This window comes from Paenibacillus sp. WC2504 (genome assembly GCF_052682475.1).
In genome coordinates this window covers 3,598,436-3,625,068 of sequence record NZ_JBQZFH010000001.1, presented here as the reverse complement: position 1 = coordinate 3,625,068, position 26,633 = coordinate 3,598,436, and the positions used below count along the sequence as shown (strand labels likewise).

The window sequence follows — 26,633 nt, the reverse complement described above, 5'->3', positions numbered from 1 at the left end:
AAAAAAATTTAAAAATTGTTATAAATTTTCGTTAGAATTCTCAGTAATTCTTCCTTTTCTTTATCCGTAATGTCCATGTAAAATACATCTAACATTTTTTCTGAGATGGTTTCAAATACCGGTTTCAGTTCCTCCCCTTTTGGCGTTAAGGCAACATAGACGACCCTTGAATCTACGGTGTCCCTTTCCTTTGTCACGTATCCTAGACGGACCAATTTATCTACGAGTGCAGTCACTGTAGACTTATCTTTATCAATTTTCTTGGCAATCTCCGCCATAGTCAATCTAGGCATCTTAAATAGAGCAAAGATAATATCCCCATGTGAAATGGCAATATCGTCGACCCCATATTTCGCCATCTCGGCTATGATAAACCGATTGGTCTTTTCTCTAATTCTGGAAATAATTGATACAGCGTCTCTTGGTTTCATATCTGTATTATAGTTTGACATCAAACTAATGTCAAATATATTTGAGGCAGCCGATGCAACTAGCCGGCTGCCTCGAACATTGTCACAAATCCACTTTATACATACAAGGAACGCCCTCCATATCAGAGGTAAAGATGATAAATGTGCCATCTGGAGAAAAAGCCGGATGCGGATGAGCATCCTGTGTGTTACCGTATGACTTCCAGCTAGTTCCATGGGAGCATAAACGCTCTTCTTGCCTCCGTTCTACATCCACTAAATAGATGAAGTGCTGCTCGGGCAGCTGCCCGTCCCCGACGATCATCGTATGATTGGCATTCGAAATAAAGTGGCAATACTTAGAGCAATTCATCCAGATTTCTTCCTCTAATGTCTCCGAGTCCATGAAACGGATACTTTCGTGATAGAGATCATCTTTATGTCTGTACACATAAGCGAATCTAGAGCCATCGGCAAGCCAATATTCATGTGTGATGAGCTCATCATGCGTCTGTTCCTTCGCACAGCGCAGCCGCGTCCCGTCCTTTTGGACTAGCCAGAGTCTGGCATCAATCAAATGCCCAGGACCTTCATGACAAAATAAAATGGTTGATGGGTCATTGGGACGAATTTGCGGATGCCCCAGCCAGCAGTCCAGCTCCTCATGCGCGATATGGCTGGTTCGCCGTTCGATATCCAGGTAGATGATTCGGCAGTGCGGCTTCGCTGCCCATTGTGGCTCGAAGTTGGACCAGTCCCCTTTGCCCGGTACAACATCCTTTTCATTAATTTCGACCAGAACGAGATACTTGTCATCTGAGCTGAGGCCGGGATTCGCATTGGATTTCCAGCCTGCAGGTGATGTATAGAGAACGTCTTCCTTCAGCGTCGTCATATCCAATCGCATAATCCGCTGATCTCGGCAATAGATCAAGTAGTTATCTTCACTCGTCAGACTGCAGCTGAAATCGTGAATATCGGGTCCTTCCGTTAATTGCAGAGCCGATCCATCGTTCAGATCCATCTTGTAAAGCTGACGGAATCCCTCTCGCTCACTAGCGTAAATGAGATAGCGATTGTCGTTTGTAATCATTTTATAATAAAAATAAGGATGATGATTTACCTGCTCCGGGGCTGTCAAACGAGTCATAGATCGGCCCGTGTAGGCATCGACAAACGGATGGAACTCGTTACGAATCGTAGATCCTTTAGCCATCTGTGATCACTCCATTCTCTTAATGTTAGGGACGAGGCCGCAGCATTTTCATCTTCTCAGCAGGTTTAAGCGGTAAGGTCAATTGAAGCGGCGAGCGGTTAGGGGTACGGAATACCGCCCGAACCTCTGCGTTCGCTTCTAAGACGGAAGCCGAAGTGTCGAGCTCTTCTCCTTGTTCGCCCAAACGCCATGCAAACAGAAGCAGCGCTTCCTGCATACGATCAAAAGCAAATCTCTTCCGCTCGCCGGCGTAGATAACATAGTCAAGGAACAGTTTATCCTGTTCCTGCCTGAGCTCCCAGCTTGGCTGTTCCCCGTCAAAGGCTGCGAATATTTTTTTCACCTGCAGCGTCTGCTCTGCTACGTGTACTGTAGCTGCTTCGGCTTCTCGCGAGACAGCTTCTGCCCTAACCTCATGCAGGCTTCCTCCAATCTCAAAGCGAACTCTTAGGTCCGCTGATTCGATGGCACCATCAATGGGATCGAGCCCAATGTGCGTATTGCCGCCATTTGTGCAAAATCCGATGCCGAACAACACATCCTTCCCCTTTTGAACACTGGAATAGATACCGGAAGAATAGTCATAACCTTCGTTCAGCAGGCGCAAATGAATATAGGTAGATGCATCACCGTTGCGTACATAAGCTAGCAAATTGCGGCGCTGATTCCACATCACATCTTTGCTGAAGGTTCCCACACTAACCGGCCCTTCCATATACGTAGTTGCTTGGTTAACAATGTCGCCAGCCTCGTCTTTGCTAATTGTTTGTACATGTTCCGCTGTCTCTGTTCGTTTGAACGCCGGTATGTACTTCTCAGGACATCCAATATCATTGCCATACCAATCCAGATTGTATGTCAGTTGATCGACTGGCATGAAGTCCAACTCACCTCGGCTGGCAATCTGCAAGAAGGATAAAACTTCCGGCGTCATCATCGTATGATAGGCACGGCTGTGCGGGCCTGACCATTGCTTGCTGGGGACATGGAAATGCTCGGCCACCATCCCCCATGCCACATCCAGCATTTCCGAGCTGAGCTGTTTCGCTTCCGCAACTCGGGTCGCTGTATGAATGCTCGACAATTCCTGTATCGCCACGATCGTATATGTCGGACTGTTATACTCCTGGAACGTTCCCAGCTGTTTCGTGTACTCGCTGAAAAGACGTAACCGCTCCAAGCCATAATTCAAGTACTTTTCTTCGCCATAGACCTCGCCTGTAAGCAACGTAACGAAGGCGCCCATTATGGCAATGTTCGTATAGCTAGGACCGACATTTCGCTTGATAATGGCGTCGCATGCACAATAAAGCGCATGCCTCATTTGTTCGCGCAGACCCGGGCTCAGGATATCGGAATGCCTCTGCTCGGCCAGCACCAGCCGCTTTCCGCAGAAGTCCGCCCAATTCCAGTCTGGCGGAGCCATCCTCTCCAGCGGCTCTTCGTAGAACCAAGACCAGATGCCGAAGGTAGCATGCTCCGGATTCTGATCCTGCAGGCTGATTACCTGTTCTAGTATGCCTTGTGCTCTTTCGATATGATGAGGCTGACGGCTGTCCAGCATTCCCAGCGCATAAACACAAGCTGCCAAGGTGGGGTGAGTAAACGCTACATCTTTTAACGTACTGTGATAACCCGGCGTATGAAAAGGCTTGCGAACCATCCGCAGTTCAGGCGTATAGTCTTCGTGCCATTTATTAAGCTGATCAAGCAGCATCTTATTTGCATCCATTGTCATTTGATTACACTCCCTTATTCGAATGAAATAGCCCCCCAACTCCTGTTCGAATCGGGAGGCTGCTTAGCCTTCAATGAAGTTTACTTGCCTTTCACATTGTTCTGATACCAATCTTGCGCTAACTTATCAACGTTATCGCCGCCGAGACGTTTCCATTCCTTGCGAAGCTGCTCCATCCCCCATTGCGGCGTATATTGGGCACCACCTGTAATGACTTTTGTTTCAATATCATCAGACAATGGGCCATATGACGTAGAAGTTTCGCTCAGCTCAGGGAATGTTGGGTTGAACGGAATATCGCGTCTGTATTTGTTTTTCATAGCCACCTTGAGCGATTCACCCTGCACTTTGGCATATTCTTGTGAAATTGCATCCGTTGCCGCCATCACGGCGAAATCCTCTGGCTTCGGACTCCATTGATCGAGCACGGCATACTCTGGCGCATAGATCGTTTCCTTCTTATTCTTCTCAGCATCAATCGTTTGAGGGACACCATTAACCAGCTTGTAATGAACACCTTCCGTGCCGAATCTGACATCGAACCAGTTTTTGTCTATCCACCAATCCAGCAATTTGATTGCAGCTTCCGGATTTTTCATATCCTTATTAAACACAATCAAACGGTTTGCCGGCGGTTCTTGATACAAACCGAACTTCCCATACTTCGTTGAAACCGGCTCTAAAGGGACAAGCTGCGAATTAGGGACATTTTGCTTCAATTCCCGGTATTCGGCTCCAATGTTCCAACTCGCGAAGTAGATGCCTGCTTTCCCTGTCACGAACAGCTGTCTTTCCTTTTGGAAGTTCTTGTCCGTAATATATTCTTTGTCAATCAGCCCTTCATCGAAGAAAAGTTTAAGTTCTGCAAGCACATCGGCATACCGATCCGTTAAGCCGCCGTACACGATTTTATCATTGTCCAGATACCAGTTACTCTTGTTGGATGCATACATCGCCTGAATAATACCTGCGTAGTTATAGTTAAAAGCAGCACCCAACGTATCATTTTTACCATTGCCATCAGGATCTTTATCCCTAAACGCCCGCATCACATTGACCATCTCATCCATTGTCGTCGGCGCCTTCAGTCCCAGCTTATCGAGCCAGTCTTGGCGGATCCACATTCCGTGATTCGCAATGGCGTCAATGCCCCGAGCGCTGGTCGCCATATAGGTTTTGCCATCAAACATCGTGTATGGCTTCAGCTCCGGATGCGCTTTCAAATAAGCTTTGTAGGAGGTGCTGTATTTCTCGATATAGTCGTCAATGGGTTGAATGGCTCCTTGCTCTTTCAATGTCGCCATGTAATCACGCCCGAATTCCCACATCATATCCGGCGCTTCGCCGGCAGCGATGAGCGTGTTTAACTTCTTCGTTGATTCGGTCCGCAGGATCGGAACCCACTTCACATTGATACCCGATTTCTCACTGATGTATTTGGTCGTCCGGTTACTCTCATAAGTTCCTTCGTCACTCGCCACTTGGCCGCGGTCAAGGATAGAAACACTGACTTCCAGTTTCTTATTCTCTCCTGACGCTTTACCAGGGTTATCCGTGCTAGTTGGAGAGGAGCAAGCTGCAATTGTGAATAAAGAAGCGACTAGCGTTAAAGCTACGTGCTTTTGTTTAATCATGAATTCTTCGCCTCCTGCAATAAGAATGATAAGCATGGATTTTCGATTAGCCCTTAATCGAACCAATCAAGACACCTTTTACAAAATACTTCTGTAAGAATGGGTAGACACACAAGATCGGCAGCACCGAGATAATGATGGCAGCAGCCCTTAATCCCTCCGGAGTTACCATCGTTTGCATAGAAGCGCCTTCGCTCCCGTTCGTTGCATTCGTATTCAGCAGATTCTGACTTGTCGTATCGATCATCTGCAGCAGCTTCACCATCAATGAGAGCTTCCCCGAATTCGTGATATACATGAGAACGTTCATATACGAATTCCACCAGGTTACCGAATAGAATAACGTCAGCGCTGCTATAATCGGCATGGAGAGAGGAAGAATAATTTTCCAAATAATAAACAGATCATTAGCTCCATCAATCGCTGCGGATTCCTCAAGTTCCGAAGGCAATCCTTCAAAAAATGATTTCATGACGAAAAAATTGTACGTGCTCAGAAGTCCAGGCAGCCAAAGCGCCCAATACGTGTTCATGATGCCCAGCGTCTTGATAAGAATATAGTTGGGGATGATCCCCCCGCCGAACAGCATCGTGAACGTTATGATCATAAGCAGGACATTCCTGCCCTTGAGCCGCTTACGACTTAACGGATAGGCAGCCATGATCGTTGCCACTAGGTTGATGGAAGTTCCCACAACCGTAATGATTAATGTATTTTTCATGGCATGAAACAGCTGGCCGTCTTCAATCAAATTTTTAAAAGAAGTGAATGTGATTTCCTTCGGCCATAGGAAGACTTCCCCTGACATAATAGCCCGAGAACTGCTTAATGAGGTAGATAGCACATGAATGAACGGGAACAATGTCATCATGGCAAGTACCGCCAGAAATACATAGATGACGCCATAAACCAGTTTAATTGACGAGCTCTGACTGCCGGACACAGCATTCCCCTCCTACCATAGCCCATTCTCGCCTAAGGCTTTAATTAATCGATTCACGCTGACCACCAGAATCAAGCCAATGACGGATTGAAACAAACCAAGCGCCGTCGTATAGCTGTACTGCGAGCCTTCAAGACCTACGTGATAAACATAGGTGCTGATGACATTCGCAACCTCTGAAACCGCTTTATTTTGCAATACGAAAATATGCTCGAATCCAACGTCCATCATCTGTCCCACACGCAGAATCAGCAAAATTGCAATCGTGGACCGGATACCCGGCAGTGTAACGTGCCAGATCCGCCGAAGCTTGCTCGCGCCGTCAATCTTCGCTGCTTCATACAGCTGAGGATCAATGCCGGCCATGGCGGCCAGGTAGAGAATGGTTCCCCAACCCGCATTCTGCCAGATCCCCGACAAAATGAACGTAATCGGCCACCAGAAGGTGCTTGCCATGAAGTAAATCGGCTCTATACCGAACAGCTTCACCAAAGTAAAGTTTACGATTCCCGTGGATGGAGACAGCAGCGCGATAACAATTCCGCCAAGTACGACCCAGGAGATAAAATGCGGAATATAGAGTAAATTCTGAATCGTTCGCTTGTACCATTCCAACCGGACTTCATTTAAAAGGATGGCTAGTGCAATAGGAACCGGGAAAGCGAAAACGATACTGTACACATTCAGCAAAAGCGTATTCTTTAATACAGTGAAAAAATCCGGACTTGTGAACAATCTGTTGAAATGTTTCAGGCCAACCCATTGACTCCCCCATATGCCATCGGCGAAACGATAATTCTTGAAGGCAATGATCTCACCGAACATCGGCGTGTACTTAAATAGGAAATAGTAAGCAAAAATCGGAAGCAGCAATAGATACAAGTATTTGTCCCGCTTCACATACTTCCATGCCCGTTTAAGCTTCGTTGTCTGCTCCTTCTTTCCGATAATGGCTTGTGCGGTGGTAGCCCCGACGGTTCGTGATTTCATGTCCCTACCTCCTCTCAGGTCGATGTCTTGCACCCTTATGGTAACGTTCTAGGATGGATTTGGCATATAGACACTTTTTAAAAATACACACCTTTTTTAACCGGATACGTATTCGCCATTTTTATCATCTTCGCCTTTTTTAAGATTTTCCCTGAATTCACCTGGTGTTTGGCCTGTATATTTCTTGAAAATACGGATAAAGCTTTGAACATTGTTATAACCTACGCTCTCCGCGATGGTGTTGACCTTCTGTTTCGAACCCAGCAGCAGCTCTTTTGACTTCTCCATGCGGATCTGAATCAGACAATCCATAAAATTCGTTTCCGTTGTTTCCTTGAAGAGTTTACTTAAATAAGGAACGCTTAGCTCAAATTGCGCCGCCAACAGATTGAGCGAGAGATCGCTGTCCATATAATGCTGCTCGAGATACGCCAGAACCTGCCCGATGGTATCGTGGTGCCCTTTGGAGAGCCGCTTCTCTTCGGTGCGCACAATGAGCTGATGGAGGAAATCGGACATGTAGCTCTTCAGTTCAGCGACTTTGACGCAGCTCTCAATCCGGTCATAGATATTTTCCTTCGGATCCAGGAATTCTTTGATTTCCAGACCTTTATCCGAAATGACCTTAATCGATTTCATAATCATCTGAATGCACATCTGCTTAATTAACTCGGGAGGAACATTACCCACCACGACCTCGCCAAAAATTTTATCCAGCTGCGATCGAAGCTTGTTTTTATCTGTTTCCCGAATCAAGTTGACGACAGAATCAATTAACGCCGTAATCCTGTAAAATTTCTCATTATAATTGCTGCCCGCAATATCGTCGATGGAGACAACGGTGTTATCGCCCATAATTAATTTGTATTTCAGTGCATTCAGCGCTTCTTCATAGGAAGTTTGGATGCCTTCCAGATTGGTCTGTGGACTACCAACACCGATGGTTACCGTTTGTTTAAAATGAATCCCTACATAATTTTTCACCAAATCAGCAACCTGCAGAGCTTGAATTTGATTGCCTTGCGAATCCTCCGATTCGAAGCTCATGATGACGGTGACTCTCCCATCGGTCAATTCCACGGAAGTCCCCTTGCATACGCCTGCAATGAGTTCGTCGGCAACATTGCTGATGGCATAAGTAAATAAATAAACATCTCGCGGTGTGTGATTCTCTTGGATACGATCCAGTTCAATGATGAGCACGATGAATTGTTTATGATATAAGTCTATACCGAGCGTATGGAAATACGGCTTCATCCGGTCATAGTTCGTTTTGTCCCCCATCAGCAAACTCATGATCAGACGCCATTTCAATGCTGGCAAGCTGTCGTTCATTTGTTTCTGCAAGGATTCGTTGTCAGATATCATCTGTTTGAAAAACTGCTCCATATAGGTAAGGTCGCCGGAGCGAACCGATTTCTTACCCGCAACGGAATGAAAGAAAAGTTCGAGAGGCCGGAACGTGTAATTGCTTACTGCAAATACAAGCACAATTGCTAGCAAGAACATTCCCGATGTCACAACCAGCAGCAAATTGCGGACAATCATTAACGGTCGGTTCATCTCGGGATCAGGGACAATACTGATATATTTCCAACCATTATAACTGGAAGTTAGATAAAAGGTTGTGTAGCTTCCGCTTTTCGTATGCGTCGTAATATAACCGTTATCCTTAAACTCACTTAACTCGGGGGCGCCGGGAATCGTGCTGAAGGAATGAAACAGATGCTCTTTGTTCTGCGAAGAAATAATCATCCCTTGGTTATTAATAACTAACGTTTGACCTGCCCTTTGCTGATCCACATCTTGAATGAGATTGGAAAGCGTGCTTTCCGCGACATTGACAATAATGGCACCCTTCCGAAACTGCGGTAAGCTAATTAGGGGGTAAGTACGCACCAAGGTAATCATATTTTTCTCAATTTGCAGTCCTGAGCTGACCTCCGTGACCTTCCTGGTGTCGAGCCATTCGCCGTAGCCCTTCATGCTGACATAAGCATCATGCCAAGCCATATCGTAGAAGCTGGATTCATCCGAGTATGTTACATCAGTCAACAAGCTCTTGTTCGCTAGAGAATACAAATAAAACGAGGAGATATTGCTGTTCGTAAACATCAGCGTCTTGAACCGTGTATTCAAAATGCGGAAATAATTGAGCCGCAGTTCATCGCTCGCGTATCTGCCATTGAGGAATAACTCGACATCCGGTTCTTGTATGAAATTAATCGTGCTTGTATCTATTTCATGTAGCATCATTTCAATCTTCTGTTGACTCAGATGGAGCAGCGCTGTATTCGTGCGGCGGAGCTGATCTTCCATGCCCCCTTTCGAGCTTAAATAGGACAACCACACGGTGGATGAGATGATGATTAGGAAAAAAACACCATAAATCACCTTGAATCTGGCCGAAATGTTACCTTGTAAAAATTGCATGGTTATCTCCTTTTCTCCTAGAAAAATAGAGGCTGGACAATGTGGCACATCTTTATTGGTAACGCTTACAAATTTCCATTGTAAATCCTTTCCTCATATGATAAAGCAACAATTGGGATTGTTCAACCTGACAAAAAGAAGGTAACTGCCCGACAAATGGAAAATACCCCTACAAGTAAACGGCTGTCTACCTGAAGGGATATGCTCCTGACGCAAACGCTATTTTTTTATTGGCAGTTCGATCTGTACCGTAGTTCCATGGTTAATCTTACTCTGAATCGTCAAATCTCCATCATGTCCATGAATAATTCGTTTGCAAACCATTAGCCCTAAACCGGTGCCATTCGTCTTTGTCGTGAAAAACGGCTCCCCCAACTGAGTCAGCTTATCTTCAGAAATACCTACACCTTGATCTTCGACACAAATAATCAATCGTTCATCCAGGACATTTCTTACAGATATCTGTATCAATCCACCATTCACCATGGACTCAATCGCATTCTTCAATATATTAATTAAGACTTGTTTAATTTGGTCTGGAATACAATAAATGACGGGGATGTCCTGATCCATGTCCAATTGTATTTGCACGTTATACAGATGAGCATGTGGCTGAAGAAAGGCAATGACACTTTGTACAAGCTCCCGAGGATTACTCTCCAGATAGTAACTCAAGTGTGGTTTGGCCAGCGTCATAAATTCATTCACAACATAATTGATATGCTCGAGTTCTTCCATCATCACATCAACATAGTCGGCATTTTTCGCTTTTAATAAATGTACGAACCCTTTTAAAGACGTTAAGGGATTACGGATATCATGCGCGATGCCAGCTGCCAATTGACCGATTAACGACAGTTTCTCTGATCGGATAATCGCTTCTTCCGACTTCTTGCGCTCCGTGAGATCGCGAATGACGCTCTGCATGACCGGATTCCCAATATTTTTGTGAACATAAATCGAGGATATTTCCGCATCAAAAAACGTGCCGTCTTTCTTGCGCATTTTCCGCTCCACAAAATCACTGTAGTTATCCATCTGCATGATCTGTTCAATTCGCTCAATGATGACTTCCTTATCCTTTGGACAGAAATAATCATAAATTGAATTTCCTATGAATTCATCGGATGAAGCTTCGCCAAAAAGATTACAACAGGCATCATTCACAAACAGGACGAGCCCGTCTTTATGCAAAACAATGGGTTCAGGATTAAGCTTAAGCAGTCTCCTGTACTGTTTCTCACTCTCAAAAAGCTCCTCTTCCACTCTTTTCTTTTCACTAATATCTCGTTCCAAACCGACAAAGCCGACTACGTTTCCATCCGTATCTTTCAAAGGCGAGACGGACACATTGGCAATAAATGTCGTCCCGTCTTTTCTAAGTTTAATCGCTTCGAAATCCTTGATTTGTTCGCCGTTGATTAATGACTTGTACAATTGAAGAGCATTTTCTTTAAAATCATCCGGTGTCATTGGCAACACTTGTCCAATAACCTCATCCCTCGTCCAGCCATGTAACTCTTCAAATTTCTTATTTACTTCCAGCACGGTTCCATTTATATCGACGATTACAATCCCATCGGATGTTAAATTCATGAAGGAATCAATTAAGTATTCTTTTAAATTCATGAGTAAATATCCCCTAGTTCAATCAAGTGATAGTAACTGTATTCGTCTCCAATGGTTAAAAACCTTTATTAATCGTCCTATTCAGATGTTTTTTTACATTTTATCATTAGAAATTTAAATGGCGGTTTATTTTCCACATTCTTATGCGGCTCAAAAATTTCCGAAAATTCTAACAGCCCATATTTCCCGAATTCTTGGGTGATCGAATCTGCGTCATAGAAAAACATCTTTACACCTGCGGCGGTCTCATAATAGTCTTTACCCAGTTGTTTGCCCTTTCCAAACATGGGGGCTTCTTTGGAAATCGTCGTAAAAACCATATATCCGTTCGGCTTTAACTGGTTATAACAATCCTTGATAAACTTTTCTCTCTCGTCTTCATTCAACAAATGAATAAGCGCATAGCTAAATATGCCGTCATACAGCTTGTTCTCAAACGGCATGTCAGCCACTGAACCATGAAAAATGTCAATATGCAATCCTTCTTGTCTGGCCAGTTCAATCGCTGTTTTCGAAATCTCAATACCTGTTACATGGATATCATTATCCATAAAAACCTTTGCGTTCCTCCCATATCCGATACCAGGGATCAAAATATCCTTGACGTTTTTCTCCAGGAAAAAGTCCTTGGTCAAGATGGCTGAGTCTGCAGGTTCAAATCCCCACATCCTTTGATTCTCGATAAAGCTGGATTCCCAAAATTCTGTCATTCTACGCTCTCCTTGAATATGTGATTTTGGTTTATTTGTCAGCAAGATGTATGCCCATTATAGAACGGACGTTCTAAAAAATCAAATTTTTATCCCCAGTTTCCTTCCGCGCGTAGAAGGGCGCATTTCGATGAAATAGCGCCCTGGAGTTCCCTTCGCTGAATGAGAAAGCGCAACGCGCTTCGAATTCAGCGCTGCTCAAGGGCTCGGTGGTGAGGTTCGACCTCACCACCAGTATCAAGTTGGCTGCGCAGCCAACTGAGCGGAACTGCAGTCCACTATTTCGGTTAATAGTGGGCTCATGGCAGCTCTAGGGGAACTACAGGGCCTTATTTCTTCACATTTGGCAGGTTTTTAGCCAATTATGAAGAAATAAGAGCCCCCAGTTCCCCTCCGAGTGTAAAAGGGCGCATTTCGATGAAATAGCGCCCTGGAGTTCCCTTTGCTGAATGAGAAAGCGCAACGCGCTTCGAATTCAGCGCTACTGAAGGGCTCGGTGGTGAGGTTCAGCCTCACCCTATCGCAAGAGCCCTCCCCAAACACTAAAAAAAGACCGCCAGCGGCGATCTTTTTCCTTTCACACACGAAATGGTGAGAAATACGCGTGTCATTTCGATGAAACAGCTGTGCTTCTCCCCGATTCCTGATATCCTTCAAGGACAAGCTTCATTGCTTGGACAATCTCAGGGTACTCATCGACCAGATTATTCGTTTCACCAATATCTTTACTGAGATCATACAATTGGTACAGCGGCGATCCTTCCGGTTCTTCACCAGGCTTTGGATAGCTCCACCCGCCCGAGCCCGGGCATAACTCCAGCTTCCACTTCCCTTGGCGAATAGAGAACGCCCCCTGAATGGAATGATGAACAATAGCTTCTCGCAATGGCCGCTCATAAGGCATATCAGCCCAAACGGGCAGATTGCTGACACCATCCTCACCTGCGTCCGGGGGTAATGTTACTTCTAATATCTCTGCAACCGTTGCGAGCAAATCCGTGAGGCAGACGGGCTCATCGCTCATGCGCCCAGCTTGTATGCGCTGCGGCCATTTCACAATCAGCGGTATCCGATGCCCGCCTTCATAAATATCCGCTTTATGACCGCGGAAAACATAACTTGGGTTATGTCCAAATGCTGCAAGCTCCTCATAATTAGCACGAGGTGAGCAGCCATTATCGCTCGTATAGATTACGATTGTATTGCCGGACAGCTGTAATTCATCGAGTTTATTCATTATTTGACCGATCACATCGTCACACATGAGTACGAAATCACCGTACGCGTTTGTACCGGATTGACCAACGAAGGCTTCCGATGGCAGGATGGGGGTATGCGGAGCAGGTAACGGGAAATAGATGAAAAAAGGCTCATCCTTGCTCATCTCGATCCACGCCAGTGTTCTGGCTGTAAGTTTAGGAAGAACTTGGTGGTGTTCGAAATCCGGCGCGGTAGCCCCTTCACGCCAATAAGCCACCGCATCATCGTTGTGAGTTATGCGATCCGGCAGTTGAGTAACCCGGTCGTTCTCGATATAGACATAAGGAGGCATATCCAGCGATGCGCTAATTCCGTAATAATAGTCAAATCCATGCGATATCGGGCCCTTTTGGACGGGCTCTCGATAATCAACTTCACTTTCCGCGTCGCCTACCTTCGCCCATTCCATGCCCAAATGCCATTTGCCGATACAAGCCGTCTTATATCCCTGTTCACGAAGTAAACTGGCGACTGTCATTCGGCCATCCTCAATGAGTGGAGCGGAGAATCCATTCAGAACGCCCTTCTTGAGAGATGATCGCCAATTGTACCTTCCAGTTAAGATGCTATATCGAGATGGCGTACAGACGGCCGATGAAGAATGAGCATCCGTAAAGGCGATCCCTTCTTTGGCCAATCGGTCGAAATGAACCGTATGAATTTTGGAATTTTTGTTCAGGTAGGAAATATCGCCATATCCCATATCATCCGCCAGTATATAAATAATGTTCGGTTGTTTGGATTTCATCTGTTTCTCCTCCTAGATGGTATGAGCAGTTTAAAAAAGCATGGATTACTCCATGCTTTTCGCTAGAACCTTATTTTTTCATTTTCGCATCATAAGCGGCTTGATAGATGTCCAAATATTTTTTCAGATTCATATCATTCAGTTTCTTCACATAACCGTCCCATTCTTTATCAATATTGGCGTCACCTGTTGTGAAACGAGCGATCATCTGATTGATATAGTCCGTCAAAGTCTTCTCTAGATCAGCAAGCTCTGTCGCTTGGTCGTTCGAGAAGAATAAAGCTGGAAGGACAGACTCGGGCTTTTGCCTATACGGCTCATAGTTATTTCTGGTCTCTGTAAAGAGCTTGACTTCCTGCGGATTTTTCGGATCTGCCATCTGCCCAAGCCGGAAATCGTTGGAACGGAGCGACGGTGCGGATTGCCCGCTCCAATTGATATTGTTCGCTGCATTGGTCGGAATGGCACTAGGAAGTGTTTTCCATATCGCTTGTTTTCCGTTAATGCCTAACTCTCCGCTTGCTGCATAATCCCACTCGGTTCCAGGACGCCCAATCGTTTGACGTAACGTCATCTCCGTATTGTAGAGAAGGTCACCTAAACGGAATGCAGCCTCTGGATTTTTCGCTGTGCGTGTTACGACATAATAGCCTTGAAGTACGCTTGATTTCCATGGCGTCGTTTGTACACCTGCAGGTCCTTTCAAGGAAGGTACGGATTGCACTTCCAACCACCTGCCGCTCGGACCGTTAAAAGCGGTGAATATGCCGTTATGCTGTGAAACTTCGCCGCCCAGAATATTAATATCCGGATTCTCACCCATCGCTTTCGCTTGATCCCGATCTTGTGTGAACGATTGCGGTGCAATCAAGCCCTCAGCATACAACTTGTGAAGGTAAGTCAACCCTTCTTTCCAACCTGGTGTATTGACCGATGTCGTCACCTTGCCATTATCAACAAACAACCGCGTCGTAATGCCGGAGTCAAGTACAAAGGAGTTCATGATAAAGGAATCGATATTTACGTTCGGCCCAACCGCTGCACCCGACAGCGGAATCTCATCCGCTTTACCATTTCCATTGGGATCCTTCGTCTTAAATGCTTTTAGAACGTTATACAAGTCGTCTGTTGTTTTCGGCATCTGAAGACCCAACTTGTCTAACCATGGCTGGTAAATCCACATTTTTTGCGACATCGAGCAGTGATAGCACTCATTCACTTGGGGCAAAGCATATATTTTACCTCCAGGTGCTGTAATCTCCTCTTTAACCCCTTGAACGATATCGAACATTTTCTTCGTTTCCACGCCGTATTGATTAATATAGGGTGCGAGATCCAGGAAGTCTCCCTGCGTGCCATAGATCAACTGTTGGGTTGGCGAAATCCCGAAACCCATGATGACATCAGGCAGATCACCACTGCCAAGCACAAGGTTCAATTTTTCCACAGCTGACTTTTCAGGAGCAACCGTCCATTCAATATGAATATTCGTTTTCTCCTCCAAATATTTCGTGAACTCGTTGTTCGCGTAATCACTTACGCCTGGAAAGCCTTTGACCAATACTTTAATCGTCGTTTTCTCTTTGGTTATCGGCAATTCTCCTGCTGCTGTGACGTTGCTGGTTTTCACCGGATCCTTTGCCGCTTCTGCAGGCGCATCTGCTTGTTTATCTGCACACCCTGCAAGGACAACCCCGCTTGCCAGAAGAACGCTTAATCCCATACCCCACATTTTTTTCATTCCAAGAACAACCTCCCCTTATTTATCCTTTCAAAGAGCCAATCATAACGCCTTTAATAAAATATTTTTGCACAAAGGGATAAACGAGCAGTAATGGCAGTGATGAAACAACAATTAACGAGTATTTCAAAAGTGCGCGTAAACCTTCTTGAGCGGCAATTTCTTTCATGTCCAGCATTGAAGCATCCACTTCGTTTTGCACGAGAATTTCTCTTAAGACTAATTGCAACGGATATAACTTCTGATTATCGAGGTACAATAAGCCATTAAAATATTGATTCCAATATCCAACCGCAGAATAAAGGGCTACTACAGCGATGATCGGACCTGACAGCTGCAGAACGATTGAAAACACATATCGGAAATCGTTGCAACCATCGATTTGAGCCGCTTCCAGCATTTCATCCGGTAATGTCGTTTTGAAATAAGTACGTGTAATGATAATGTTAAACACACTCATCGCACTTGGAATAATCATAGCCCACGCCGTGTTCAGCATCCCCAGATCTTTCACCAATAGATAAGAAGGAATTAGCCCTCCTGAGAACATGGTCGTGAAAACAAACAACAGCATAAACCAGTTTTTACCGAATAAATCACGTCTGGAAAGTGGATATGCAGCAGCAATCGTCAGTACAACACTAAGTAATGTACCTGCTACCGTATAAAAAACGGAATTTCGAAAGGAACTCCAAATTAACTTGTGCTTAAACACAGCCGCATAGCCATCTAAGGTTGGTTGTACCGGCCAAAGCCAAACTTTCCCCGAAATCACAGCGTCAGGAGAACTGATAGAAGCGCTTACAACAAACACTAGCGGGTACAAGATGACCACAAGAAACAGACAAATCAGCAGCATATTGACCCAATTAAACCATTTGTCACCTCGTGATTCGAGGATATGTGACTCTTTCATACCTCCTTGCACCTCCCTGCTACACCGTTACCATAAGCTTTCTTGCTTTGCACGTTTCGCGATTTGATTGACAATAATGAGCATGGCAAGTCCAACAACTGATTTGAACAAGTTAATGGCCGTTGAGTATGAGTAGTTCATCGCTTGTGAGGCGAGTCCCACCTTATACACGTAAGTATCAATGACCTCTGAGGATCTAAGGTTTAATTGATTTTGCAGGAGCAGTACCTTCTCGAAGCCAGAATCCATAATATGCCCTGTGTTCAAAATAAGTAAAATGATGACAACAGGCATAATACCAGGAATATCAATGTGCAAAATTCGCTTAAATTTACTAGCGCCGTCGATCACCGCAGCTTCATGCTGAGACGGGTCGATACCTGAAAGCGCTGCCAAGTAAATGATGCAAGAGAAACCTACGTTTTGCCAGATGCCCGACCAGACAAAAACAGAACTAAAATAGCTTGGCTTCGCCATGAAATGAATGGGTTCAAAACCAAACACCCCAAGCAATAGATTGACAATCCCCTTTTCTGGATCCAGAAGGACGAGCACAATCCCCGCCATAACGACGACAGAAATGAAATGCGGTGCATACGTGATCATTTGTACCGATTTCTTAAACCACTTGTTTTGAATGTTATTGATGGCCAGTGCCAGAAGGATTGGGAAAGGAATACCTGCAAGCAAGCTGTAGAAGTTTAGAACCAATGTGTTTTTTAAAAGGGTGCCAAATTCATACGAATTGAAGAATCTGATGAAATGCTTGAATCCCACCCAACTACTGCCTGTGATTCCTTTCGAAGCAATAAAATTTTTGAAAGCGATTTGCGCACCATACATCGGATAATACTTGAACACGATAATGTAAAGAACAGGCAGCGCTAATAGAACGTACAGCTGCCAACTGCGATGCAGCTTCTTTAAGAACGGCATTCGTTTGATCCCCGTATTGGTTTTTGCCAACGTATTTACACCTGCCACTGTTTTCAATTGGGTAACCTCCCTTCGTCGTTGTATAGCTTCAATGTAAGGGTTACCCTCGTTGCATGTATATATGAAAACGTTTAAATCCTGTGCAATCCTTAGGTTTTGAGGATGTGCAATTACTTTATTCATGTGCAAATGTTATTTTTCCGCTAAACATTCACTTCTACAGACCTTTGATAAACCGTTGCGCTAACCCCATGGAGCCGCTTGAACGCCCGGCAGAATGTATTGGATGAGGCGTATCCTACTTTGTCTGCAATCTCTTGAATGGCATACTCCGAATTTCTTAACAAATGCTTCGCATGCTCCATGCGCAATTGCTCCAAATAATCTGAGAAATTGATACCCGTTTGATCCTTGAAAAACTGTGACAAATACACCTTGGATACACGAAGTCTATCAGCGGCCTCATCCAGACATAACGCTTTGTCAGCAAAGTTTTTCTGAAGCATCGTACGAATATTATCCAGTAGTTCAATGTTACGACTTGAGCGCTGCTCCACGACATGCTGACAAATCGTCGAATAAGCAAGACGTATCGCTGCAAAATGCTGCTGCAAAGTCTCATAAGAAGGCTCCGCGCCATCTATCCGCTGAATTTGGATATAAACTTCCTCAGCTTGCATGCCTAATTGCCGTAGAAGTTTGATGAGATTCCCCCACAATTCACCAATAAATAAACGGAGAACGGTTTGTGAAAGGTGTCTGTTTTCAAAATTTTCGGTGTACAGGGCTTGTAATAGACGTGTAACCTCTTCCTGCTCACCAGCCAATGCGACATTCATGAGCCGTCCTTCCATGTCTTGCGGGTAATGGTAATCATTGAGCGCCGCTGGGAGCTCGTCAAACCACTGCAATCCATCCTTGCCCAATCGTACTAGGGCGAATAAAGCCTCTCTAGCCTGCTCATAGGAGCGTGAGATTGCGGTTACCCGGTCACAGTACCCCCCGATGCCACAATCGGATACAATCTGAAACCGCAAGTTAATCGCCTGACAGACCTGTTCCATTAGTTTCGTTATGTTTTCTCGATGCTTGTTAGCATCATGCGAATATACACTTAGTAAAACGGCAATTTGGTCTTGCGCCACATCATATGCAAATCCGTCTGCGCCTACAAGTTCCCTGATTAACTCAGCGGATGCGAAGCGGACTCGATCCAGATCTTTGAGCAGCCGTTCATTATAGCCATTGTCATACCCTTGAATGCGAATGAGCGCGACGACATATTGCCGATCTTCATCCTCCATCCCTAACCCTAGATGCTTGAGCAGGACATCCGCATCCCTTGTTGATAGAAATTGTCCTTGCATAAGCCTTCTGAAATAGGATGCGCGTAATAAAGGCACCTGCAGCTCCAACTCGGATTGCAGTTTACGGTTAGAAAGCGCCAGGCCGGACACCGCTTCACTTATAAAGCCATACACATCGTGCTGTTTCACTCCGCCTCCAACGAGTTCTTTCAGCGACTGGGCAAGAGCTCGAAGCGGTTTGCTATTCCGATATGCCAGAAAATAGGCCATGGATACACCAATCACAAGAAAAAGCAGCGTTAAGGAGAAAATAATCTTTTGAATATAATGCACTTTTCCTAAAAGAATAACTTTCGGTTGACCAACAACGTACGTCCATCCATTTGTCGTTGATTTTGTATACGTAACAATCATGGATTGATTATTCAGCTTTTGCTCAACAATGCCATGCTGTTCCTTCAAATCAGCCAATCGCACGGGAAGTCCCGTATCTTCGCCAGATAACGAGCTCATAATGCGGCCCTGATCATCCAGAATATACGCCCAGCCACCTTCCGTTAAGTTAAGTCCCTGAAACAGCTTACGGATCTCAGCTTGATCAATCATCACAGCGATAACCGCCTGCGGATTACCCGGTAGACCTAACGATTGTAAATACGTCATCATTTGGTAGGAGCTATTTCCAGTATTCATGTGTTCAGAGGGGAGAAAAGAGCGGGAATGATAGGTCTGCAGCCAATTCTTCCGCATCTTCTCTGTATCTCCGCCATCATAAACGGCAATCCGGCTAAAAAATTCGTCCATGGTATAGCTGGAACCCGGTGTGAGAACAAGGTCGCTATTCTTGAAAAGAATATAATAGTTATAGACGAAGTTATTGGAAAGCTTAAAATCATATAAGCTTTTAATCGTATCTAGGACGGAATACGTGTTGGCACCTTGGAAAGGATCCGTCACCGTCATAAATTGAATGACTTTCGTGTTGGCGGCAACTTGACGTCCAATTGAAGTAATCTCATCCATTCTTCGTTCAAGAATATCTCTGCTTTGCTCCAGAACAAGCCTGTGATTCTCAGTGGCATCTTTTTCCATTACATGAATGGTTTCTCGGTAGACGATATAACCAATACCTAACAGCATACAAATAAATAAAAGATAAGGGATTAACATACGAATAAAAACTTTATGTCTGACATTCGTATCCGGTACAAGCCACTTACGCATGGGCCATTTCCTCCTTGCTACCTCTAAGCCGATTGGATGCATTTACTCTCAGTATAACAAAGTATTGTGAGCGCTTGCATAAAATTTCACCTAGATTCAAAAGTCTGAAACGATGTTTCTCATCGTTACATCAAAAAAAGAGCTAAGCAGATCCAGCTGCTTAGCCCCTCATTTTATTTAACTTCACAGTCAATCATGACGTGAATGGTATCTCCCTTATGCTCGTTCCTCAATTGGAAAGCTCGGGAAACTTCCGCAAGCGGAACGATGTGAGTAATCATTTCCTCCGTATTCACTAATCCGTCGAGAACCAACCGCAATCCTTCATCGAAGTAACGCCGATTATCGATGTCACGTTTGGGTTCCGTTGACAGGATATCCAGCCGTTTTTTATGCACCTTGAAAAAATCAACCGGCTTGTGACACGTGCCAATGCACCCATACATGACGATTCGCCCATTCTGCGCTGCCGCATTAATGGCATCAACCATACCTGCTCCTTCCAGAAGACAAGGAATGACGACATCAAAGCCATCGGGGAAATCTGCTCCCACGATATCCATCGTATCCGCATGTTCATGCGGAATTTTGTACGTATGGGTGGCGCCATATTTGCGTGCAAGCGCCAGTTTCTCGTCAAACAAATCGGTGACGACCAAATTTCTAGGACTAAACATATTGATAACCTGCGTCATCACTAGACCGCTGACGCCCTGCCCCGTGATCAATACGTTCTTATTCGGTGAAATGTCTCCGAGTTCTGCGGCATGGATAATACCTGGAAGCACTTCAATCAGCGAGCCCTCGATTAAGGGCAAATCTTTCGGCAACACCTTCAGAGAAAACGGGGTGCAGCATACATACTCGGCAAAAGCTCCCCAAACATATCGAAGAGCAACATGATCGCCAACCTTGACACCAATCACATTAGGGCCGACTTTATCAATGATGCCTGCAACTTCATGTCCCAGCCTTGTAGGATATGATATAAATTCAGGTTCGCGTGCGCCACGGAATACTTCAACATCACTGCCGCATATCCCCACCCACTTAACTTTTACTCTTACTTCGCCATCCTTGGGTTCTGGAATCAAAGCTCTTCTCACGCTAATCTCGCCAATGGCGTCCATAACCGCACACATCTGCGTACCAGGACCATCATAATCAACCAATTCCATGGGAGGTACGGACATTTTTCTAACCATTTACATTATTCTCCTTCCATCTATCCAAAGTATTCTTCAGCCTGTTAAGCCATAACTTCCCACATTTTCTCGTTCACTTCATACATGGTCTTCTCTTCCTGCAAGCCTCTAATGATGTCTTCGACGACTTCCTCCATTAAGGCGAGATGACCTTGTACGGAGGCTCCGGCAATATGAGGTGAAAGAAGAACATTCGGAAGAGAGCGGATAGGATGATCAACAGCAAGAGGCTCTTTTTCAAACACATCTAGAGCAGCAAAGAACCGTCCGCTTTGAAGCTCTTCCATGAATGCCTGTTCATCTACCACAGGACCTCTAGAAGAGTTAATGAAGACAGCACCATCCGGAATTAGCGCGAGCAATTCTCGGGTCAGCATTCTTTCCGTAGCAGGAAGCTTGGGCGCGTGAACCGATATAATAGGACAACTCATAACCTCCTCAAGTGTAGCCCTTTTAGCATTCAGCCGGGCCGCTGCATCTTCACTCAAATAGGGATCGTAAATGAGAACATTGACTTGAAAAGGCGCAAGCAGCTTGATAAACGATCGAGCCGTAGAGCTAGCTGAGATGATGCCCACCGTACTTCCGGTAAGCTCTCTGCCTTTCAAACCAGCAATCTTCCATTTGCCATCCCGCATGGTGGTATGAAATTCAGTCAAGTGCCGAAGGGATGTCAGCAGCGCTGCGAGGCAATATTCACCCACACTCAAGGCAATCCTTGGGGCTGCCGAGTAAACTTTGACCCCTTGCGCGAAAATTTGTTTGGGAACAAGGTTCTTCACAGTTCCCGCTGCATGCCCGACGGCACGAAGCTTGACGGCCTTCTCAAGCATTTCATCAGTTAAGCTAGGCGAGCCCCAACTGGTAATAATGACTTCAGCCTCAGCAATTCGTTCTGAAAGCTCTTCCTGCGTGTAATCACGTCCTGTCTCGTTCCACACAGGTTCGAAGTACTCATTTATTCGTGCACGGCACGCCTCTGAACAGACTTCATCCAATCGAGATTGTGGTGAAAGCACCCATGTTTTTAACTTCATTGCAGAAAGTCCTCCTTCGTTTTCCTTAGACAAGTCCAAGATTTAGAGCTGCACAACCTGCCCGGTCCGTATAGATTCAAAGCAACCATCCATGACCTTCATCACCTGGATGATCTCCCGACCTGATGCCAGCGGTTCACGTCCTTCTCTAATCGCATTAGCAAATTCTTCAAGCTGCCATTTGAAATTAGGGAATGTAGACTCACAGGTTTCCAGCTTCTCGCCGTTCAGGCTAAGTTCATACTCATCTTTCAGATGCAGCAAACCGTTCGATCCAATTAAATAGCGCTCATAAATGCTGTTTTGCGTCGACCATATCCGCTTCCCGGTAAGACCAACTTCATCGGTTGGGCGGCAACCGGCGTTAAACGACATCCACACATTCGCCATTTGACCATCGCCAAAATTCATGGAAATGGCCACTTCATCTTCACCCGACCAATTCGGATTGTTGGAATGTCCCTGCGCATAAACGGACTTCGGAGCTCTACCATATGCCCACTGAATATAGTCTAGTATATGGCTTCCCCATAATGGAATGATAAATCCACCAATTTTCGATTCATCCTTCCACCAATCTGCCGCCGGCTTATCCATATGCGCCAATAGCATCGCATTGATGTTAATCAATTCACCAATGGCTTTCTTTCTCACCTGCCGAATCGATTCCATGACCGGTTGGTAGAAACGGCGGCTTTGCCCAATCATTAACGTAACGTTACCACGATCCGCCGCCTCCGCCATCTCCTCCGCTTCCTGCACATTCATCGCCATAGGTTTCTCGACCAGCACATGTTTGCCGGCACGAAGCGCCTTAATTGAGTACTCCGCGTGAAGATCATGTGGCAGAAGCAGCAAAAACGCGTCAATATCCGGATCATTTACCGCATCATCGTAGGAAGTGTAGGTATGTACCCCTTCCCACTTTTCGGCTTCTTGCCGCAATTTACCTTCATCGCGAGAAACAAGGGCAACAAGTTTAATTTGATCGGATAGCTCCCGGATGGCCGGAAGATGGGACTTCGACACGCGCCCCAATCCGACAACGGCTAATCGCAATTTATGCAGCATGTTTGCTCGACTCCTTTTTCTCTTTATTTACCGGATTTCCTGTCTTGATAGGACTTATTAAATTCATCCGTCATCTTCATGTAGTTGGCATCCGCTTTATACGTCTTTACCATCGCATCCCAGGATTCGATCGGTTCTTTCCCCATAATTACTTTGACCTTCATATCGTCCATCTTCTTCTTGTAGTCTGGTCCCATTTTCAAGTCAATATCGGACATCAAACCAATGGATACATCAGGTACGCCATAATTTCCTCGTTCATCGATAATTTTCTTATTACGCTCGAAGGTCGCTTTCGGCATGCCCACGCGATATGCCCATAAGTACGGATCAAATCTTTCGAAGATTTTACCGAACGAGCTTTGCGATACACTGTCCTTCACCGCTTGCTCTGTCGCCGTTTTAAAACCGTCCACCACGGTGAAGTGGATATCCTTCAAGCCGTAACAGGCCAATTCGAAACCTTCCTCGGATGCGCCATAATCCATCAAAGCCAGGATTTTCTTCATTTTGGCCTCAGGGACTTTTTTCGGAATCACATACAGCCCTGCGAAACCAGAACCGGTAGGAACCATTTTACCTGCTGCACTTTCCAAATACGTCATAGCCACAAAATCCGCTTTCGGATCAAGCTTTTGCGCACCTTCCGTAGCACGGAAAACACCTTCTGTTGTATCCACTTGGACACCGACTTTACCGGCTTTCCCCATGTTTTCAAAATCGGTTGTTTTCATAGCAACGAAATCTTCAGGCAATATTTTATCCTTATACATCTTGTTAAGATAAATAAGTCCTTCTCTTGTCCCCTGTTCTAGATCAGTGTCAACCAGTTTGCCGTCTTGCAACTTCCACTTGCCATTACTTTTATTGAAAATATCAATGACTTTCTCCCAGTTCTTTCCGTTATATCCGTACGTGTCAGCTTTCCCGTTCTTGTCTGGATCTTTGTCGACGAAAGCTTTCAAAGCGGTGTAGAACTCATCCATGGTGTGCGGCATCTTCAGCCCTACGTTATCCAACCAATCTTGACGGATGTTAAAGAAGCTGCTTCCATGAAGCGGTCGTACCGACGGCAGGATATATTGCTTGCCGTTTACTTTGACACTGTCCATAATCTCTTGCGGATAAGCCGATAAATTTTTATAATCCTTCAAATATGGCGTCAAATCCCAAAAAGCACCTTGCTTGATCATAGTGATCGCCTGCGTTTGCTTCATGTCTTTGATTTTCATCAAATCCGGCATATCGCCTGAAGCTAACATGACGTTCTGCTTCTCTTCCCACGCATTGGGAGATGCCCAAGTAATCGTCAACTTCGTATTCGTGCGCTTCTCGAATTCCTTGGTCACCGGATTATCGGCAGCCGGTGGTTCCGGTGTGCTAAACTCCGTAAAAATGCTAATTTCCGTTGGTGGACCGCTGTCAGCTGCAGTTCCCGTTCCTGTACCTGTTCCAGTTGTTGAAGCCGGTGCTCCGCCTGAGCAAGCTGACAGAACCGATGCAGCCATCATGAAGGTTATAGATACAGGCAGCGCTTTGCTCGTCATTGACCTCTCATTTTTTTTCATATGAACCCTCCTCTTTCATTTTAAAAAGATTATCCTTTCACCGAACCCAGCATGACGCCTTTGGCAAAATGCTTTTGCAGGAACGGATAAACACACAGGATTGGCAATGTCGCAATGACGACAGCAGCCATTTTTAAAGTTTCGGTAGGGATGCTTTGTTCGGCCATCATCTGTGCTGCAGCAGCCCCTCCTGCTTGCGTCGATGAGTCGATTAACATATTGCGGAGCACCAGCTGAAGCGGCCACTTAGTGTAATCATTGATGTACAGTACCGCACTAAAAAATGTGTTCCAATACGCCACTGCGTAGAATAATCCAAATGCGGCAAGAGCTGGAAGAGATAGAGGAAGGACAATGCGGAAGAAAACGCCGATATCCGTGGAACCGTCAATAATGGCGGATTCTTCTAATTCAACAGGGATGCTGTCGAAAAAGCTTTTCATGAGAATAACGTACCACCCGCTTGTCAGCACCGGTAGAATTAAGGACCAGACGCTGTTAATCAATCCCAAGTCGCGAACCAGCAGGTAAGGTGGGATCAGTCCCGGACTGAACAAAAGTGTGATCAGAATCAATAACATGATCAGTCTTCTGCCCTGCAACCGCTTACGGGATAACCCATAGGCCAGTGCAGCTGTTATCACAAGGCTGAGCGCTGTTCCGACAGTTGCTAGAAAACCACTGATCATCGTTGCATTTTGAAAAGCTGATGTAGACAACAAATATTTGTAGGAATCCAGTGTCCATTTCTGCGGAAATAAGAGATAACCTTGCTTTTGGATGTACTCTGCTGGATCCGTAAATGAAACGACAAAGACATAATAAAGCGGAAAAATCGTAATGATCGCTATGACACCGAGCACGATTATATTCATCGTATCAAATAGACGCTCGCCTAAGGTTCGATTCATCATTCTCACCCCGTTTCCCGTATTTGCGGAGATCAGTATACGCCTTCCTCACCAAATCGTTTAGCCAACTTATTGGCTCCAATAACCAAAATCAATCCAACCACTGATTTGAACAAGCCGACGGCGGTGCTGAAGCTGAATTGCCCCTGCTGAATACCTAGACGATAAGCATAGGTTTCAAAAACATCGGCCACATTGGAAACGGCGCCATTCATCATCAGAAATACTTGCTCGAATCCAACATCCATGATATGCCCGAGCTTGAGGATGAACAACACGATAATGACACTTCGAATCGCGGGCAGCGTTACGTGCCAAGCTTGCCGAATACGGCCCGCTCCGTCTATTTTCGCCGCTTCATACAGTCCAGGATCGACTCCCGCGATAGCAGCAAGGAAAATGATCGTTCCCCATCCCGCTTCTTTCCAGACGTTCTGCACGGTAAGCAGGATCCAGAAACTGTTTTCATTCGTTAAAAAGTCGTATTTGGCAGCCCCTAAACTGACTAGCATCTTATTAATAATCCCCGACGATTGCGATAACAACAAGAAAGTAATCCCTGCGATAATGACCCACGAAAGAAAGTGCGGCATATAAACGATGGATTGAATCCATTTCTTGTAGACTTCATTGCGCAGTTCATTCAGCATAAGAGCAAGCAAGATCGGCAGCGGGAAAAAGAATATCAAACTTAACAAACTGATGGCCATCGTATTTCGGAATAATAGGTAGAAGTCTTGGTTGGAGAAGAAGCGGATAAAATGGTCAAAACCAACCCATGGGCTTCCCGATACCCCCATATATGGCGAGTAATCTTGAAAAGCGATGACGACTCCCCACATCGGGACGTATTTGAAGATCAGGAAAAACAACACACCTGGAGCAATTAACAAATACAGAAATTTGTCTCGTCTAAGTCCATGTAGTACATGCTTCCATCTGCTTTGCGGGACAGTTTCTGGGATACTACCCAGATGCCATTCACTCTGAGCTGCCATTTGCCCTG

The 26,633-nt window shown here is 45.3% G+C and carries 20 protein-coding genes; all 20 read right to left on the bottom strand.

Features of this window, described 5'->3' with window-relative positions; translation table 11 throughout:
* Positions 1 to 8 precede the first annotated feature (8 nt).
* Entirely contained in the window at positions 9 to 431 is a 423-nt protein-coding gene (locus ACUN27_RS16185; RefSeq protein ID WP_445559195.1) for a MarR family winged helix-turn-helix transcriptional regulator, read from the bottom strand.
* Between the two features lie 82 nt (positions 432 to 513).
* Positions 514 to 1,626, bottom strand: a complete 1,113-nt coding sequence (locus tag ACUN27_RS16180) for an oligogalacturonate lyase family protein (RefSeq protein ID WP_326060029.1) — start codon at positions 1,624 to 1,626, stop codon at positions 514 to 516.
* Between the two features lie 25 nt (positions 1,627 to 1,651).
* Positions 1,652 to 3,364 carry a hypothetical protein gene (locus tag ACUN27_RS16175; RefSeq protein ID WP_326060032.1) on the bottom strand — a complete coding sequence of 571 codons (1,713 nt, stop codon included), beginning with the start codon at positions 3,362 to 3,364 and terminating at the stop codon, positions 1,652 to 1,654.
* Positions 3,365 to 3,444: 80 nt separating this feature from the next.
* Positions 3,445 to 4,998: an extracellular solute-binding protein gene (locus ACUN27_RS16170; RefSeq protein ID WP_315950919.1), complete on the bottom strand. Its 1,554-nt coding sequence runs from the start codon at positions 4,996 to 4,998 to the stop codon at positions 3,445 to 3,447.
* A 46-nt stretch (positions 4,999 to 5,044) separates the two neighbouring features.
* Entirely contained in the window at positions 5,045 to 5,941 is an 897-nt protein-coding gene (locus ACUN27_RS16165; RefSeq protein WP_326060036.1) for a carbohydrate ABC transporter permease, read from the bottom strand.
* Between the two features lie 12 nt (positions 5,942 to 5,953).
* Positions 5,954 to 6,931, bottom strand: coding sequence for an ABC transporter permease (locus ACUN27_RS16160; protein WP_315950921.1), 978 nt, complete (start codon positions 6,929 to 6,931; stop codon positions 5,954 to 5,956).
* A gap of 96 nt (positions 6,932 to 7,027) precedes the next feature.
* Complete coding sequence (locus ACUN27_RS16155) at positions 7,028 to 9,364, bottom strand: helix-turn-helix domain-containing protein (protein ID WP_315950922.1); 2,337 nt, start codon at positions 9,362 to 9,364, stop codon at positions 7,028 to 7,030.
* A gap of 219 nt (positions 9,365 to 9,583) precedes the next feature.
* Entirely contained in the window at positions 9,584 to 10,993 is a 1,410-nt protein-coding gene (locus tag ACUN27_RS16150) for a PAS domain-containing sensor histidine kinase (protein ID WP_326060038.1), read from the bottom strand.
* A gap of 77 nt (positions 10,994 to 11,070) precedes the next feature.
* Positions 11,071 to 11,703: a class I SAM-dependent methyltransferase gene (locus ACUN27_RS16145; RefSeq protein ID WP_326060041.1), complete on the bottom strand. Its 633-nt coding sequence runs from the start codon at positions 11,701 to 11,703 to the stop codon at positions 11,071 to 11,073.
* A gap of 607 nt (positions 11,704 to 12,310) precedes the next feature.
* Positions 12,311 to 13,711: a sulfatase family protein gene (locus ACUN27_RS16140; RefSeq protein ID WP_445559194.1), complete on the bottom strand. Its 1,401-nt coding sequence runs from the start codon at positions 13,709 to 13,711 to the stop codon at positions 12,311 to 12,313.
* A gap of 70 nt (positions 13,712 to 13,781) precedes the next feature.
* Positions 13,782 to 15,452, bottom strand: a complete 1,671-nt coding sequence (locus tag ACUN27_RS16135; RefSeq protein ID WP_326060047.1) for an ABC transporter substrate-binding protein — start codon at positions 15,450 to 15,452, stop codon at positions 13,782 to 13,784.
* 22 nt (positions 15,453 to 15,474) lie between these two features.
* Positions 15,475 to 16,368, bottom strand: a complete 894-nt coding sequence (locus ACUN27_RS16130) for a carbohydrate ABC transporter permease (RefSeq protein ID WP_127450845.1) — start codon at positions 16,366 to 16,368, stop codon at positions 15,475 to 15,477.
* A 27-nt stretch (positions 16,369 to 16,395) separates the two neighbouring features.
* A complete protein-coding gene (locus ACUN27_RS16125; protein WP_379174730.1) occupies positions 16,396 to 17,304 on the bottom strand; it encodes an ABC transporter permease in 909 nt (302 codons plus the stop codon).
* Positions 17,305 to 17,507: 203 nt separating this feature from the next.
* Positions 17,508 to 19,835 carry a helix-turn-helix domain-containing protein gene (locus tag ACUN27_RS16120; RefSeq protein ID WP_315950929.1) on the bottom strand — a complete coding sequence of 776 codons (2,328 nt, stop codon included), beginning with the start codon at positions 19,833 to 19,835 and terminating at the stop codon, positions 17,508 to 17,510.
* A 173-nt stretch (positions 19,836 to 20,008) separates the two neighbouring features.
* On the bottom strand, positions 20,009 to 21,040 hold the full coding sequence (locus ACUN27_RS16115; protein ID WP_127450849.1) for a zinc-dependent alcohol dehydrogenase: 1,032 nt from the start codon (positions 21,038 to 21,040) through the stop codon (positions 20,009 to 20,011).
* Between the two features lie 44 nt (positions 21,041 to 21,084).
* Positions 21,085 to 22,077: a hydroxyacid dehydrogenase gene (locus ACUN27_RS16110; RefSeq protein ID WP_445559193.1), complete on the bottom strand. Its 993-nt coding sequence runs from the start codon at positions 22,075 to 22,077 to the stop codon at positions 21,085 to 21,087.
* Between the two features lie 42 nt (positions 22,078 to 22,119).
* Positions 22,120 to 23,148 (bottom strand): Gfo/Idh/MocA family protein, encoded by a 1,029-nt coding sequence (locus tag ACUN27_RS16105; RefSeq protein ID WP_445559192.1) that lies wholly within the window; start codon positions 23,146 to 23,148, stop codon positions 22,120 to 22,122.
* A gap of 23 nt (positions 23,149 to 23,171) precedes the next feature.
* On the bottom strand, positions 23,172 to 24,716 hold the full coding sequence (locus ACUN27_RS16100) for an extracellular solute-binding protein (protein WP_315950932.1): 1,545 nt from the start codon (positions 24,714 to 24,716) through the stop codon (positions 23,172 to 23,174).
* 29 nt (positions 24,717 to 24,745) lie between these two features.
* Positions 24,746 to 25,627, bottom strand: a complete 882-nt coding sequence (locus ACUN27_RS16095) for a carbohydrate ABC transporter permease (RefSeq protein WP_315950933.1) — start codon at positions 25,625 to 25,627, stop codon at positions 24,746 to 24,748.
* 32 nt (positions 25,628 to 25,659) lie between these two features.
* Positions 25,660 to 26,625, bottom strand: a complete 966-nt coding sequence (locus ACUN27_RS16090; protein WP_315950934.1) for an ABC transporter permease — start codon at positions 26,623 to 26,625, stop codon at positions 25,660 to 25,662.
* Between the last annotated feature and the right edge of the window lie 8 nt (positions 26,626 to 26,633).